Genomic DNA, 15,040 nt, shown 5'->3' with positions numbered 1-15,040 from the left:
GATGCGGGCCGGGCCCTGTTCCGAAGCGCTCGAGGGCGGGCGCGCGGGCCGCTGGACACAGCCGTCGCCCGGTGTGAACCAGGTGGTTCCCGGAGGTTCCCGGGGCCGGTGTCCACATCCAGCCTTCCACCCCCCTTCGGCAGCGCGCAACGCCACACGGTCCGGGCATGTGCGCTCCTGGGCGTCCAGGAGCGCACACGGCCCGGCTCGGCCGGCCCGCTCACCCGTGCCAGGACCGCCAGAGCGCCGCGTACGCGCCGTCGGCCGCGACCAGCTCGTCGTGGCTCCCGAGCTCGCTGATGCGGCCGTTCTCGACGACGGCGATGACGTCCGCGTCGTGAGCGGTGTGCAACCGGTGGGCGATGGCCACCACCGTGCGGCCGTCCAGGACGCGGGCGAGGGAGCGTTCCAGGTGACGGGCCGCGCGCGGGTCGAGGAGCGAGGTCGCCTCGTCCAGGACCAGCGTGTGAGGGTCGGCGAGTACCAGTCGGCCCAGCGCGATCTGCTGGGCCTGGGCCGGAGTCAGCGCCAGCCCGCCCGAGCCGACCTCGGTGTCCAGGCCGTCGTCCAGGGCCCGTGCCCAGCCGTCCGCGTCGACCGCGCCGAGCGCCGCCCACAGCTCGGCGTCGTCGGCTCCCGTCCTGGCGAGGAGCAGGTTGTCGCGCAGCGAGCCCACGAAGACGTGGTGCTCCTGGTTGACCAGGGCCACATGGGAGCGCACCTCCTCGGCGGGCATCCGCGACAGCTCGGCGCCGCCGAGGGTGACCCGCCCGTTCCGTGGGGCGTAGATCCCGGCGAGCAGTCGGCCCAGCGTGGACTTGCCCGCGCCGGAGGGGCCGACCAGGGCGAGCCGGGTGCCGGGGGCGACCGCCAGGGAGACTTCCCGCAGGACGTCCACTCCCGCGCGGTAGCCGAAGTGCACCTGGTCCGCGTGCAGGTCGCGTCCGTCCGGGGCCACGTCGGGGTCGCCCGCGGCGGGCTCGATGTCCCGGACACCGACCAGCCGGGCCAGCGAGACCTGGGCGACCTGCAACTCGTCGTACCAGCGCAGGATCAGTCCCACCGGGTCGACGAGCATCTGCGCGATGAGCGCGCCTGTCGTCAGCTGGCCCACGTCGATCCAGCCCTGGAGGACGAAGACGCCGCCGATCATCAGGACCGAGCAGAGGACGGTGAGGTGGGTGACGTTGATGACAGGGAAGAGCACCGAGCGCAGGAACAGCGTGTAGCGCTCCCAGGAGGTCCACTCCTTAACCCGGCGGTCCGACAGGCTGATGCGGCGTTCGCCCAGGCGGTGGGCCTCGATGGTGCGCCCGGCGTCCACGGTCTCGGCGAGGACACTCGCGACGGCGGCGTAGCCGGCGGCCTCGGAGCGGTAGGCGGACGGTGCGCGCTTGAAGTACCAGCGGCAGCCGACGACCAGCACCGGTACGGCGAGCAGTACGGCGGGGGCGAGCGGCGGCGCCGTCACCGCGAGTCCGCCCAGCAGCAGTGCGGCCCACACGACGCCGATGGCCAGCTGCGGCACGGCCTCGCGCATCGCGTTGGCGAGCCGGTCGATGTCCGTGGTGATACGGGACAGCAGGTCGCCCGTCCCGGCCCGCTCCAGTACGCCGGGGGGCAGTCCCACCGACCGGACGAGGAAGTCCTCGCGCAGGTCGGCCAGCATCCGTTCGCCGAGCATGGCGCCGCGCAACTGCACCTGCCGTACGAAAACGGCCTGGACGACGAGAGCGACGGCGAACAGCGCGATCGTGCGCTCCAGGTGGAGTTCGCGCGCGTGGTCCGAGACCCGCTCGACGACGGAGCCCAGCAGGTAGGGGCCGGCCATCGAGGCCACGACGGACACCGTGTTGACGGTCAGGAGCAGCAGGAAGGCACGGCGATGCCGTTGGAAGAGTTCGGCCACGTAGGCGCGTACGGTCGCGGGGGCGCCGACGGGCAGCGTGTTCGCCGTCGTCGGGGCCGCCGGGTCGTACGCCGGTGGCGCCAGGCCGATCATGCGGTCTCCTCGATTTCTTCCAGTACGTCGTCCAGTTCGTCCTTGCCGAGCTCGTCCAGGACGGCTTCTTCTTCCAGTACGGCCGCGAGGGCGCTGCCCGCCGAGGCCTCCTCGTCGGTCTCCCGGGTCACCACGGCCCGGTACAGAGGCTCGCTGCGCAGCAGCTCGCGGTGTGCGCCGACCGCCGCCACCTCGCCCTCGTGCACGAGCACGACCCGGTCCGCGTGGTCCAGGAGCAGCGGCGAGGAGGTGAAGACCACCGTGGTGCGGCCGGCGCGCAGGGAGCGGACTCCGTCGGCGATCCGTGCCTCGGTGTGCGAGTCGACGGCGGACGTCGGTTCGTCGAGGACGAGCACCTCGGGGTCGGTGATCAGCGACCGGGCCAGCGCGAGCCGCTGGCGCTGGCCGCCGGACAGGGAGCGACCGCGTTCGGTGACATGGGCGTCCATCGGGTCCTCGGTGTCCAGCGACCCCTCACGGAGCGCGTCCAGCACGTCGCCGCACTGGGCCGCCGCCAGCGCGGCGGCGGCACTCACCGCGCCCGAGGAGGGCACATCGAGCAACTCGTGCAGCGACCCCGACAGCAGGACGGGGTCCTTGTCCTGGACGAGGACGGCGGTACGGGCGGAGTCGAGGGGCAGTTCGTCCAGCGGCACGCCACCGAGGAGCGCCGAGGTGCCCTCGACGCCGGGGTGTCCCCCCAGCCGCTCGGCGAGCAGTCCGGCCACGTCCGGGTCACCGCACACCACGGCGGTGAGCTGCCCGGTAGGAGCGAGCAGCCCGGTCGCGGGGTCGTACAGATCGCCCGCCGGTGCCTGTGCCGACAGTGATCCGTCGCTGTCCATGGCGCGTTCGAGGGACAGGACCCGGGCCGCGCGCTTGGCGGAGGGGCGTGAGAACGAGTAGGCCATGGCGATCTCTTCGAAGTGACGCAGGGGGTAGGCGAGCAGCATGACCGCGCTGTACACGGTGACCAGTTCACCGACGGTGATCCGGCCGTCGCGGGCCAGACCCACGCCGTGCCAGATGACGACGATCATCATCAGACCCGGCAGCAGCACCTGGACCGCGGAGATCAGCGACCACATCCGGGCGCTGCGTACGGCCGCGTGGCGGACTTCCTGGGAGGCGCGGCGGTAGCGGTCGAGGAAGAGTTCCTCGCCGCCGATGCCGCGCAGCACCCGCAGGCCCGCGACGGTGTCGGAGGCAAGCTCGGTGGCGCGCCCGGCCTTCTCGCGCTGAAAGTCGGCGCGCCGGGTGGCGCGGGGCAGCAGCGGGAGCACCGCGAGCGCCAGGACGGGCACGCCCACGGCGACGACCACTCCGAGGTCCGGCTGGTAGACGACCAGGCCGACACAGACGAGCACGACGGTGAGCGCCGCCGCCGTGAACCGGGACACCGCCTCCACGAACCAGCCGATCTTCTCGACATCGCCGGTGGAGACGGCGACGATCTCGCCGGCCGCGACCCGGCGGGTCAGCGCGGAGCCGAGCTGGGCGGTCTTGCGGGCCAGCAGCTGCTGGACGCGCGCCGCGGCCAGGATCCAGTTGGTGACCGCGACGCGGTGCAGCATGGTGTCGCCCAGCGCGATGCCGACGCCGCACAGCACCATGAGCCCGCCGGTCCAGGCCAGCCGTGTGCCGGAGCGGTCGACGACGGCCTGGACGGAGAGGCCCACACAGAACGGCAGCCCGGCGACCGACACGAAGTGCAGCAGTCCCCAGGCGAGGGCCTTGAACTGCCCACCGAGCTGATTCCGGCCGAGCCACCACAGGAATCGGGGACCCGAGCGCGCGTCGGGCACTCCCGGGTCGGGATACGGAAGGTCTTGAATCTGCATGACGTCCCAGTGGCTCGTGTCAGGGGGCGGAGGAATCCGTGGAATCCGCGGGGATCCCCGCGGAGGTCGGCAACGGTCGGCAGTCCTTGGCGACCGTCGGCAACAAACCGTGAAAGGTTCGCGTCACAGCGTGGTCGAAAGCAAACCATTTTTCGCCTCAGCGCAAAGAACCGGCCTCGGTCTCCCACCCGTGCACGGGAACGCGGACTGTGCGGGGAATGCGGACTGTGGCCGGGATGCGGACCGCGCACGGAGACGTGGACGAGAGGTGCGTCCGGATGTCGTCGGCTGTTCCCTGTCGGCCTGTGTGGGATAGAAAGAGGGAAGGTGCCATTGCGGCCGGAGCGAACTCCCCGTAGAACACCGCCCATGAGAAGACGGATCATCATGTCCATGCTCGCCGGAGTGACCCTCGCGGCGAGCACCCTCCTCGGGGCGGGCCCGGCGTCCGCCGCGGAATCCGCCGACCCGCCCGCCGAGTTCGGCACCGACTGGCACGACCCGCTGACCGCGGCGCCGCCCGTCGTCGCGCCCGATACGCGGTCGTGCGAAGTCACCGTCGCGCAGGCGCAGTTCAGGGACTTCACGCCGTACGAGGGCGGTTACGCGCCGCCCGAGGGCTGTGGTGACCGCTGGAGCAAAGTGGTGCTGAGGCTCGACGGCGACGTCAAGGGCAGGCAGTACGACCGTCTCGGTTACCTCCACATCGGTGGCGTCGAGGTCTTCCGTACGTCCACTCCGCAGCCCTCGCCGGACGGCATCGAGTGGTCCGTCGAGAAGGACGTCACGCGCTACAGCGACACGCTGCGTGCCCGACAGCCCGTCGAGATGCTCATCGGCAACGTTGTCGACGACACGTACACCGGCGTCATCGACGTCAAGGTCACGCTGACGTTCTACGCGGCCGAGGGCGTCGGCAAGCCAGCTGCGGCCGCGACGCCCGACCGTGTCCTCACCCTCCAGGACGGCGCCCTGACCACACCGCGCAACAGCGAGCGCATCGTCGCGGAGGTGTACGCGACGGGCTCGGGTGGCGGTTGTGAGGAGTACTGGTATCTGACGGTGCCCGACCCGGCGCCGTACTCCTGCCGGGCCGACAACGGTCCCTACCGGGAGGTGCAGATCAGGGTCGACGGCCAACTCGCGGGCATCGCCGAACCGTTCCCGACCGTGTGGACCGGCGGCTGGTCCAACCCCTTCCTCTGGTACGTGGTTCCGGGCCCGCGCGCCTTCGACATCAAGCCCGTCGAGTACGACCTGACGCCGTTCGCGGGGCTCCTCAACGACGGTCGCCCGCACCGGATCGACGTTTCCGTCGTGGGTGTTCCCGAGGGTCAGACCGGCTGGAGCACTCCGGTCAACGTTCTGGTCTGGCAGGACGCCAAGCGCGCGCGGGTCAGCGGTGCGCTGACCCGGGTCGAGGCGGGCACTCTCGCCAACTCATCGACGTACACGCCTGGTTCGGAACACCGTCTGGACACCGAAGGCAGCCATCGGCTGACGGTCGCCGGATACGTGGACACCTCGCACGGCCGGGTGAGGACCACGGTGAGCCGCGAACTGGCGAACACCTCCGTGCACCGCTGGACCGACGGCGAGAACACGGACGGGCTCAAGGCCACCTGGACCGACGACGAGACGGTCACCGTCGACGGACGGGGACCGGCCACGGTGACCCGCACACAACGCACGTACACGATGGACGGGACGACGACCCTCGGCGCGGGCGACCGGCTGCGCACCGTCCTCAGTCTCGGCGACCGGGCCGCGGTGGACGAGATCCGGAGCGGGCGACGCGTGGCCTGGTCACGGCTCGACGACACCTACGCGGGCGACGCGACGTACACGGCGAACGTGCCGCGCGACCAGCGCCACGCGGTCGCCACGACGCGTGAGCGCTACCGGCTGCACGGCTCGGCCGGGTGCCACGACCGCACGCTGGTCACCGTGCAGGGCGTCCTGACGCAGGACCGCGACGGCTGCTGAGGCGCACGACGGCCCGGCTGCGACGGCACGGGCTGCGGCGGCACGGGGGTGCGGGGCACGGCGGTGCGGCGGCGCAGGAATGCGGGACGCGCAGGCTTGGCGACCCAACGCGGCACGGGGCACGGCGGCAGCGAAGAAAGGCGCCGTGCCCCGTCCCGGCCGGGGCGTGACCTCAGCAGCCGTGCTCGCGCCAGGGCATGCCGTCCACCAGTGTGTTCAGCAGTCCGCCGAGTACCTCGCGCTGCTCGTCGGTCAGGGGGGCGAGGATCTCGTCCGCGGCCGACCGGCGTGCGGCGCGCAGTTCGCCGAGGGCCTTGCGTCCCTCGTCCGTGACCTCGATGCGGATCACCCGCCGGTTGGTGGGATCGGGGACCCGGCGTACCTTCCCGCTCGTCTCCAGACCGTCGACCAGGGTGGTCACGGCGCGGGGCACCACCTCCAGGCGCTCGGCCAGGTCAGTCATCCGAGGCGGTGAGCTGTAGTGCGCGAGCGTGCGCAACAGCCGGGACTGAGCCGGTGTGATGCCCAGCTCACGACGCTCCAGGTGTCGCTTCTGGATGCGGTGTACTCGGCGGGTGAGCCGCAGCAGTTGCTCGGCGAGCACGCCGTCGGCATCGGGGGTGGTCATGCGGGAACAATATCAGGACCTTGTGCATTGTGAGTATAGGTAACAATGAGCTATGCTCTGTTCGTCATCGAGAGCCATCGCTCATGACCGACAGCCGCAGCGGCGGCCATGGCTGTCACGCGCACCACCGGCCATGTTCGTCCCGGCTCACCGCAAGCCGTCGTCGTCCCACCTCCCGTAGGAGTCCATTGCGTCCCGAACGACTCTCCTGGAACCCACCACCTGCCGAGAAGGAACAGCCGCGGCAGGTGCGTCGCATCCTGAAGCTCTTCCGCCCCTATCGGGGCCGTCTCGCGATCGTCGGCCTGCTGGTCGGCGCCGCGTCCCTCGTCTCCGTCGCCACGCCCTTCCTGCTGAAGGAGATCCTGGACGTCGCGATCCCGCAGGGCCGCACGGGCCTGCTGAGCCTGCTCGCGCTCGGCATGATCCTCAGCGCGGTCGTCACCAGCGTCTTCGGCGTGCTCCAGACCCTGATCTCCACGACCGTCGGTCAGCGCGTCATGCACGACCTGCGCACCGCCGTCTACGGCCGCCTTCAGCAGATGTCGCTCGCCTTCTTCACCCGGACCCGCACCGGCGAGGTCCAGTCGCGCATCGCCAACGACATCGGCGGGATGCAGGCGACCGTCACCTCCACCGCCACCTCGCTCGTCTCCAACCTCACCAGCGTCGTCGCCACGATCGTGGCGATGCTCGCGCTGGACTGGCGACTGACCGTCGTCTCCCTCCTCCTGCTGCCGGTCTTCGTCTGGATAAGCCGCCGGGTCGGCCGTGAGCGCAAGAAGATCGCCACGGAGCGCCAGAAGCAGATGGCCGCGATGGCAGCCACCGTCACCGAGTCGCTCTCCGTCAGCGGCATCCTGCTCGGCCGCACCATGGGCCGTGCCGACTCGCTCACGAAGTCCTTCGGCGACGAGTCCGAGAGCCTCGTCGACCTCGAAGTGCGGTCGAACATGGCGGGCCGCTGGCGCATGGCCGTCATCACCGTCGTCATGGCCGCGATGCCCGCCGTCATCTACTGGACCGCCGGCGTCGCCTTCCAGCTCGGCGGCCCGACCGTCTCGATCGGTACCCTCGTCGCCTTCGTCTCGCTCCAGCAGGGACTGTTCCGGCCGACGGTCAGCCTGCTCTCCACCGGCGTGCAGATACAGACCTCGCTCGCGCTCTTCCAGCGCATCTTCGAGTACCTCGACCTCCCCATAGACATCACCGAGCCGGAAAACCCCGTCCACCTCGACCGGGTCAAGGGCGAGATCCGCTTCGAGGACGTCGAGTTCCGCTACGACGACAGGGGCGGCCCGGTCCTCGACGGCATCGACATCACCGTCCCCGCGGGCGGCAGCCTGGCCGTCGTCGGTCCGACCGGTTCGGGAAAGTCCACCCTGAGCTATCTGGTGCCGCGGCTGTACGACGTCACGGGCGGACGAGTCACCCTCGACGGGGTGGATGTCCGCGACCTCGACTTCGACACCCTCGCGCGCGCGGTCGGTGTCGTCTCCCAGGAGACGTACCTCTTCCACGCCTCCGTCGCCGAGAACCTCCGCTTCGCCAAGCCGGACGCCACCGACGAGGAGCTGCGGACGGCGGCGCGGGCAGCCCAGATCCACGACCACATCGCGTCGCTGCCCGACGGCTACGACACGGTCGTGGGCGAGCGCGGCCACCGGTTCTCCGGCGGTGAGAAGCAGCGCCTCGCCATCGCCCGCACCATCCTGCGCGACCCGCCTGTGCTCATCCTCGACGAGGCGACCAGCGCCCTGGACACCCGGACGGAGCAAGCCGTCCAGGAGGCCATCGACGCGCTTTCGGCCGACCGGACCACGCTCACCATCGCGCACCGGCTGTCCACCATTCGTGGCGCCGACCAGATCATGGTCCTCGACGCCGGTCACGCGGTCGAAAGGGGAACGCACGAGGAGCTGTTGGAGCTGGGCGGGCGGTACGCCGCCCTCGTCCACCGGGACGCCCAATTGGAGCCGACCAGATGAAGATATGTCGGGTTTATAGCCATTAGCGGGTTACCGTGCCCGCATGCAGATGAACACTCCGCCACGGAGCACGATTCGACTGACGCGCCGGGGCCGGGGCGCCCTCATCGCGACCGGAGCCGTCGTGGCGGCCACCGCCGTGGCGGTGCCGCTGCTGAGCATGGGGGGCGAGGAAGCGCCGCCCCCGGCCCTCGTGATCCCGGAAGGCTGGCGCGCCGGCCAGATCTACGACGCCGTGGACAAGATCCTCGCGGTGCCTCCGGGTACCGCCAAGAAGTCCCTGGGCAAGGCCAACCTGAAGTTGCCGAACGACGCGGAGGGCAACCCGGAGGGCTACCTCTTCCCGGCGACGTATCCGATCGACAAGAAGGCGACTCCGGAGTCACTGCTGTCCTTCATGGTCAGCACCGCGAACCAGAAGTTCAACAAGGCTCCCGTCGCGGCCGGGGCGCAGCGTAACGCGATGAACGTCTACCAGGCCGTCACCATCGCGAGCATCGTGCAGGCCGAGGCGGCGACCAAGGAGGACATGGGGAAGGTCGCCCGGGTCGTCTTCAACCGGCTGGAGCGGGGGATGCCGCTCCAGATGGACTCGACCATCAACTACGCGCTGAACCGTTCCACCCTCGACACGAGCCAGAACGACACGAAGATCAACAGCCCCTACAACTCGTACCAGCGGATGGGCCTGCCGCCCACGCCGATCGCCAACCCCGGCGAGGAGGCGATGCGTGCGGCGATCTCCCCGACTCCGGGTGACTGGCTGTACTTCGTCACGGTCAAGCCCGGCGACACCCGCTTCACGGTCAGCTACGAGGAGCACCTGAAGAACGTCGCTGAGTTCAACCAGAACCGGAAGGCCGCGTCCGCGAGTCCCAAGCGTTGAGTCGCCGTGCCTGAGGGCATCACGCGGCGACCGGGGCCTCTGCCAGCAGCCGTCTGATGTCCCGGACCGCGGCGCGGCCGGCCCGGTTGGCGCCGATGGTGCTGGCGGAGGGGCCGTACCCGACGAGATGGACGCGCGGGTCGGCGACCGCACGCGTCCCCTCGACACGGATGCCGCCGCCCGCCTCGCGCAGACGCAGGGGTGCCAGATGGTCGATGGCGGCCCGGAAACCGGTCGCCCAGAGGATGACGTCGGCGTCCACGTGACGCCCGTCCTCCCACGCGACGCCGTCCGGTGTGATCCGGTCGAACATCGGCTGCCGGTCCAGGACTCCGTCGCGCAGTGCCTGCTGGATCGCGTCGTTCAGCGGCAGTCCGGTCACCGAGACGACGCTCTTCGGCGGCAGTCCCTGACGGACCCGCTCCTCGACCAGTGCCACGGCCTCACGGCCGAACTCCTCGTTGAAGGGCCCCTCGCGGAAGACGGGCGGCCGGCGCGTCACCCAGGTGGTGTCCGCCGCGTACGGGGCGATCTCCATCAGGTGCTGGGTGGCGGACGCGCCGCCGCCCACCACGACGACCCGCAGTCCGGCGAACTCCTGGGGGCCGGGGTACTGGGCCGTGTGCAACTGCCGCCCGCGGAAGGTCTCCTGGCCGCGGTAACGCGGCCAGAACGGCCGGTCCCAGGTACCCGTGGCGTTGATCAGCGCGCGCGTCGCCCAGCTCCCGGCCGAGCTCTCCACGAGCAGCCGACCCGACGGGCCCTCGCGCACCGCACGCACGTCGACCGGCCGGCTCACCCGCAGCTCGAACTCCCGCTCGTAGGCGTCGAAGTACTCCGCGATGACCTCGGACGAGGGGCGCGCCGGGTCCGCGTCCGTCAGTTCCATGCCGGGCAGGGAGTGCATCCCGTGCACCTTGCCGTACGTCAGCGACGGCCAGCGGAACTGCCAGGCGCCGCCGGGACGCGGCGCGTGGTCGAGGACGACGAAGTCACGCCCGGGCTCGAAGCCGGTGCGCCGCAGGTGGTAGGCGCTGGACAGGCCTGCCTGACCCGCTCCTATCACCACTACGTCGACGTCGACATCGGCGGCCTCGGCCGTGCCGACTTCGCGCTCTTGTACCCCGGTGTCGTTCACGCTTCTACCAACCGGACCGGGGTCCCGGATCTTCCCGGACGCCCGATCGTGGCCGTGCCTCTCCGGATGGGCGAGGATTGCGGTATGCCCGATGCCTTCACCACCCGTGTCCTGAACGTCGCCACCGGTTCCTCGGAGAGGATCTTCGACCTCACCCGTGACTGCGAGGCCTTTCTGCGGGAGGCGGCGGCCGGCCGCGACGGTCTCCTGAACGTCTTCGTGCCCCACGCGACCGCCGGCATCGCGATCATCGAGACCGGCGCGGGCAGCGACGACGACCTGCTCGCGGCCCTGCACACCCTGCTCCCCGCGGACGACCGCTGGCAGCACCGGCACGGGAGCCCCGGCCACGGCCGGGACCACGTGCTCCCCGCCCTCGTTCCGCCCCACGCGACACTGCCGGTGCTGGCCGGGCGGCTGGAGCTGGGGACCTGGCAGTCGGTGTGTCTGGTGGACACCAACGTCTCCAATACCGACCGTCACGTGCGACTGAGCTTCCTGGGCTGATCGAGCTCGGCCTGGGGGCGATCACCTGGGAGACCAGATGCAGCCTGGGACGGCTGCCGTGTCGCCGGGCGGACGCGACCCACTCGGCGAAGTCGATTGCCGGGGGCAGGCAGGCGGGCGCCAGGTCGTGGCGAGGGTCTTGGTGACGCGCTCAGGGACTTCCGCGGCACCCAGAGGGCGGGGGAACGCACCGGCCACGACGCCGATCTCGACCGCGGGTTCCCCGCCCGACGCAGGTGCGGGGTCCGCGCCCGACGCCGGGGCCGTCCCCGCGTCGAGGTCGCTCAGCCGGCGTCGGGCGGGGTATGGCGGGGTGGTCATGCCCCGCCCCGCGGCATGCATCGGGCAGCCGCGGGGAGTGGCCGGGTCAGCTCGCGGCGAGCGCGGTGCGGAGGGTGTTGACGGCCAGGTCGATGGCCGCCTGCGCCCCGTGGGTCTCGCGCAGGGCGTTGAGCATCACGAAGTCGTGGATGACGCCCTGGTACCGGACGGCGGTGACGGGGACGCCCGCCTCGCGGAGCTTGGCGGCGTAGGCCTCGCCCTCGTCGCGCAGGACGTCGGCCTCGCCGGTGATGACGAGGGCCGGGGGCAGGCCGGTGAGCTGCTCGGTGGTGGCGCGGAGCGGCGACGCGGTGATCTCGGCGCGCTGGGCCTGGTCGGTCGTGTACTGGTCCCAGAACCACTGCATGCCGTCGCGGCGCAGGAAGTAGCCGGTGGCGAACTGGTGGTAGGACGCCGTGTCGAACGCGGCGTCGGTGACCGGGTAGAACAGCACCTGCTGGACCAGCGGGACATCGCCCCGCTCCTTGGCCATCAGGGTCAGCGCGGCGGACATGTTGCCGCCGACCGAGTCACCGACCACGGCCAGCCGGCCGCCGTCCAGCTCCTTGGACGCACCCTGCTCGACGATCCACTTGGCGACCGCGTAGTTCTGCTCGATGGCCACCGGGTAGCGGGCCTCGGGGGAGAGGTCGTACTCCGGGAAGACCACGGCGGCGCCCGCACCGACGGCGAGCTCGCGCACCAGCCGGTCGTGGGTGTGGGCGTTGCCGAACACCCAGCCCGCCCCGTGGATGTAGAGGATCACCGGCAACGGCCCCTCGGCGCCCGCGGGCCGGACGATCCGCACGCGGACACTGCCCGTGGGACCTCCGGAAACGGTGATCCACTCCTCGTCCACCGCCGGCTTGTCGATCTCGCCGGACTGCACCTCGTCGACCGCCTTGCGGCCCTCGGCGGGCGCCAGGTCGAAGAGGTACGGCGGGTTCGCGGTCGCCTCGGCGAAGGCGGCTGCCGCCGGCTCGAGAACGGGTACCACGGGTTCCACGGCATTGGACATCTGCATCTCCTGGGTATCTCACACAATCGTTCCGCCGTCGGATCCTCCGGCGGGCGTACCGGGCCGCTGCGCTGAGCCCGCTCGGTCCTGGTTCCACGCTAGGAGCGCCGACGGCGGAGAGTTGTCCGTCGGCGCACCGGCTCTGACCTCGCAGCGCACGGGTCGGGGGCGGGCGCTCCGTGACCCCGGTATTCGTGGCGCGGAAAGCTGCTCCGTGCACGGGGAGAACCGTTCGCGTGCACCGGGAGAACAGCACCGGACGCACCGCACGCCTACCGTGAGCGACACATCGGGACCGACCACGCGACAGACCAGGCGACAGATCCCGCGACCGACCCCGCGTCCTGCGAGCGTCGGGCTGGAGAGCCTCCGGCACGGAACAGCGCGTCTCGGGGTGCGAACGCTCAGGCGCCGCGGAGTCCGTCGAGCCGTTCGCGTGCCTCCGTGACCGCTCGCGGGTCGGCGTCGGTGCCCAGGGTCAGCACGCGGGAGTAGACGCCGCGGGCTTCGGCGGGCCGCCCGGCGTCGAGCAGCACGGTGCCGAGGTCGAGCAGCCGACGGCTCTCCAGCGAGGTGTTGCCCGTGTCGTGACACATGTGCACCGCCGTCCACATGTGTTCGAGAGCCTGGTCCCACTGCTTCAACTGGGCATACGTCATCCCCATGGTGCAGTGCATTTCGAGGCGGATGATGGCGGCGGCGTGCGGGTCGATACGGTCCCCGACCTCCTCAAGGAAGGCGTAGGCACGCCGATAGGACTCCAGGGCCTCCTCGGAGCGGCCCTGCGCCATCAGGCTCAGGGCGTGACTGTGTTTGCACTGGAGACTGCCGTGCACGTCCCCCGCGGCTTCGAAGAGTTCGGCGGCCCGGACGACGTCATCGCCGGACGCCTCGTGGTCGCCGAGCTCACGAGACGCCCAGGCGCGGTACTGGTGTGCCCAGGCCTCCTGCGGAAGATCGCCCGCGCGTCGCGCCGCGGTGAGTGCCTGGCCGGCCCGAGCGACGCTGTCGTGAGGCCGCCCCTCGCACACCAGGAGCGCCCAGGCATGGTAGTTGAGCTGGGTCGCCTCAAGCAGCGGATCTCCCAGCGCGTGCGCGCTCTCCGCGGCGGTATTGAAGACCTCGGGCCAGTGCACCCAGGAGACCCACTGGTCGGAGAACCAGTGCAGCGCCTCGGCCACGTCCACCACCCTGGCGTGCTCGCCGGCCGTGGCGGCCCTGCGGAACGCCGCGAGCCAGTCGGCGCTTTCCGCCTTCAGCCAGCGGCGGGCGAGGTCGGCCGAGGACAGGTCGACCGTCCCCCGCCAGCCCGCCGGGAGAGCGCCGTGGTCGGGCTCGAACCAGCGGCCGGCCACGATCGTGGTCTCCAGCAGCCAGTCGTCCAGAGCTGCCGCCGCCCGGCCGACGGCCTCGGCACTCTCGTCGGCCGCGAGCCGGGTACGCGCGAACAGGCACAGCAGGTCGTGCAGCCGATAGCGTTCTCCGTCCGAGCCCAGCAGCCCAGCCTCGACCAGCTCTTCCAGAGTGTCCTCGGTGTCGAACATCTCCTGTCCGGTCAGCTGGGCGGCGCTGGCGGTCCCGGTGTCCGGGCCCGCCAGCAGCGCGAGCCGCCGGAACATCCGGGCGGCCGTGGGAGTGAGCTGCCGGTAGGAGAGGTCGATGGCGGCCGAGACCTCGATGTCCCCGGAGGACAGCGTGGCGAGCCGCCGGTCCTCCAACGCCAGACGATCGGCGAGCCTGCGCACCGGCCAGCCCGTGCGGGTGGCCAGCCAGTTGCCCGCCACCCGTAGGGCGAGCGGCAGGTGTCCGCAGAGCCGGGCGACCTCCGCGAGCGCGGCGGGGTCCGCCGCCGCTCGCTCGACTCCGACCAGTCCGGTCAGGAAGGCCGCGGCCTCCGCCGGCGTCAGCTCGCCCAACGGGAGCCGGTACACGCTCTCCAGGCCCGTCAGCATGCGCCGGCTGGTCACCACCACCATTCCCGCACCGGTGCCGGGCAGCAGCGGGCGGACCTGCCCCTCGTCGCGGGCATTGTCCAGCACGAGCAGGCAGCGTCGTTCGGCCAGCAGTTGTCTGTACAGCCCGGGGTGACCCTGTGGCCCCGCCTGCGCCAGATCGCGGTCCGCCACCTGGAGAGCCCTGAGCACCGTGAGCATCAGCTCGGCAGCTCCCGGCGGGTCGACGTCCATCCCGCGCAGGTCGACCACGAACTGCCCGTCCGGGAAACGGTCCGCCAGCTCACGCGCGGCGTGCAGTGCGAGGGTGGTCTTGCCCGTTCCGGGCGGCCCCGAGACCGCTACGGTCACCTGGCCCGCGTCCCCTTCGGTGCTGCGGCGGGCCGTCTCCGCGAATCCGGCGAGCGACGCCAGTTCCCGGGTACGGCCCACGAAGTCAGCGATGTCGCGCGGCACGGCCCGTACTCCCGAAGGGCTGTAACCCCTGCCGCGCCCGGCTCTGGCCGTCGCCAGCAGCCGCTCCCGGTCGGCTTCGGCCAGCCCCAGTCCATCCGCGAGCGCCGCGACCGTACGCCGTTGCGGCGCGGCCCGCAGGCCCCGCTCCAGGTCCCCAATGCCCCGAACGCTGACCCCGGAGGCTTCGGCGAGCCCCTCCAGGGTCAGTGAGGCGGCAACCCGCAACTCCCGCAGCAAGGCTCCGAACGCTCCATGATCATCGCTCACGCCGTGCTCCCGTTCACCGTGCTTCCGTCACTACTCCGAGCGCGGTCACC

General features: G+C 71.2%; 10 protein-coding genes. 4 read left to right on the top strand and 6 right to left on the bottom strand.

Annotation, left to right across the window (positions count from 1 at the left end; all coding sequences use genetic code 11):
• Window positions 1-220 precede the first annotated feature (220 nt).
• Together ACIP79_RS02000 and ACIP79_RS01995 are read right to left on the bottom strand one after the other, a co-directional pair.
• Complete coding sequence (locus tag ACIP79_RS02000) at window positions 221-2,002, bottom strand: ABC transporter ATP-binding protein (RefSeq protein WP_401217995.1); 1,782 nt, start codon at window positions 2,000-2,002, stop codon at window positions 221-223.
• Window positions 1,999-3,843 carry an ABC transporter transmembrane domain-containing protein gene (locus ACIP79_RS01995; RefSeq protein WP_401217992.1) on the bottom strand — a complete coding sequence of 615 codons (1,845 nt, stop codon included), beginning with the start codon at window positions 3,841-3,843 and terminating at the stop codon, window positions 1,999-2,001. Before ACIP79_RS01995 ends, ACIP79_RS02000 begins: the two co-directional genes overlap by 4 nt.
• 369 nt (window positions 3,844-4,212) lie before the next feature.
• On the opposite strand from ACIP79_RS01995, the gene ACIP79_RS01990 reads away from it, so the two are divergent.
• The gene (locus tag ACIP79_RS01990; RefSeq protein ID WP_401217990.1) at window positions 4,213-5,829 is read left to right on the top strand and encodes a peptide-N4-asparagine amidase; all 1,617 of its coding nucleotides are present in this window, start codon (window positions 4,213-4,215) and stop codon (window positions 5,827-5,829) included.
• Window positions 5,830-6,001: 172 nt separating this feature from the next.
• Here ACIP79_RS01990 and ACIP79_RS01985 read toward each other — a convergent pair whose 3' ends face one another.
• Entirely contained in the window at window positions 6,002-6,457 is a 456-nt protein-coding gene (locus tag ACIP79_RS01985; protein ID WP_401217987.1) for a MarR family winged helix-turn-helix transcriptional regulator, read from the bottom strand.
• Window positions 6,458-6,645: 188 nt separating this feature from the next.
• Between ACIP79_RS01985 and ACIP79_RS01980 the strand changes: the two genes are divergently transcribed.
• Together ACIP79_RS01980 and mltG are read left to right on the top strand one after the other, a co-directional pair.
• The gene (locus ACIP79_RS01980; RefSeq protein WP_401217984.1) at window positions 6,646-8,445 is read left to right on the top strand and encodes an ABC transporter ATP-binding protein; all 1,800 of its coding nucleotides are present in this window, start codon (window positions 6,646-6,648) and stop codon (window positions 8,443-8,445) included.
• A gap of 43 nt (window positions 8,446-8,488) precedes the next feature.
• Complete coding sequence (mltG, locus tag ACIP79_RS01975; RefSeq protein WP_401217982.1) at window positions 8,489-9,331, top strand: endolytic transglycosylase MltG; 843 nt, start codon at window positions 8,489-8,491, stop codon at window positions 9,329-9,331.
• Between the two features lie 19 nt (window positions 9,332-9,350).
• On the opposite strand, the gene ACIP79_RS01970 is transcribed toward mltG, so the two are convergent.
• Window positions 9,351-10,469 carry an NAD(P)-binding domain-containing protein gene (locus tag ACIP79_RS01970; RefSeq protein ID WP_401217980.1) on the bottom strand — a complete coding sequence of 373 codons (1,119 nt, stop codon included), beginning with the start codon at window positions 10,467-10,469 and terminating at the stop codon, window positions 9,351-9,353.
• A gap of 84 nt (window positions 10,470-10,553) precedes the next feature.
• Here ACIP79_RS01970 and ACIP79_RS01965 point away from each other — a divergent pair, with 84 nt between their 5' ends.
• Window positions 10,554-10,976, top strand: coding sequence for a secondary thiamine-phosphate synthase enzyme YjbQ (locus ACIP79_RS01965; RefSeq protein ID WP_383684839.1), 423 nt, complete (start codon window positions 10,554-10,556; stop codon window positions 10,974-10,976).
• Between the two features lie 367 nt (window positions 10,977-11,343).
• Here the strand turns inward: ACIP79_RS01965 and ACIP79_RS01960 are convergent, their stop codons facing one another.
• A complete protein-coding gene (locus tag ACIP79_RS01960) occupies window positions 11,344-12,315 on the bottom strand; it encodes an alpha/beta hydrolase (RefSeq protein ID WP_401217977.1) in 972 nt (323 codons plus the stop codon).
• Window positions 12,316-12,719: 404 nt separating this feature from the next.
• Entirely contained in the window at window positions 12,720-14,990 is a 2,271-nt protein-coding gene (locus tag ACIP79_RS01955) for an ATP-binding protein (protein ID WP_401217974.1), read from the bottom strand.
• Window positions 14,991-15,040 lie beyond the last annotated feature (50 nt).

It is taken from the genome of Streptomyces sp. NPDC088747, assembly GCF_044751025.1.
GTDB lineage: Bacteria > Actinomycetota > Actinomycetes > Streptomycetales > Streptomycetaceae > Streptomyces.
Note: the sequence above shows the minus strand (reverse complement) of the source record. Positions and strands in the feature narration are given on the sequence as shown.

Coding starts and splice junctions, on each gene's coding strand:
- ACIP79_RS02000 (WP_401217995.1), bottom strand. CDS start 2,002: ATGATCGGCCTGGCGCCACCGGCGTACGACCCGGCGGCCCCGACGACG.
- ACIP79_RS01995 (WP_401217992.1), bottom strand. CDS start 3,843: ATGCAGATTCAAGACCTTCCGTATCCCGACCCGGGAGTGCCCGACGCG.
- ACIP79_RS01990 (WP_401217990.1), top strand. CDS start 4,213: ATGAGAAGACGGATCATCATGTCCATGCTCGCCGGAGTGACCCTCGCG.
- ACIP79_RS01985 (WP_401217987.1), bottom strand. CDS start 6,457: ATGACCACCCCCGATGCCGACGGCGTGCTCGCCGAGCAACTGCTGCGG.
- mltG (WP_401217982.1), top strand. CDS start 8,489: ATGCAGATGAACACTCCGCCACGGAGCACGATTCGACTGACGCGCCGG.
- ACIP79_RS01965 (WP_383684839.1), top strand. CDS start 10,554: ATGCCCGATGCCTTCACCACCCGTGTCCTGAACGTCGCCACCGGTTCC.
- ACIP79_RS01960 (WP_401217977.1), bottom strand. CDS start 12,315: ATGTCCAATGCCGTGGAACCCGTGGTACCCGTTCTCGAGCCGGCGGCA.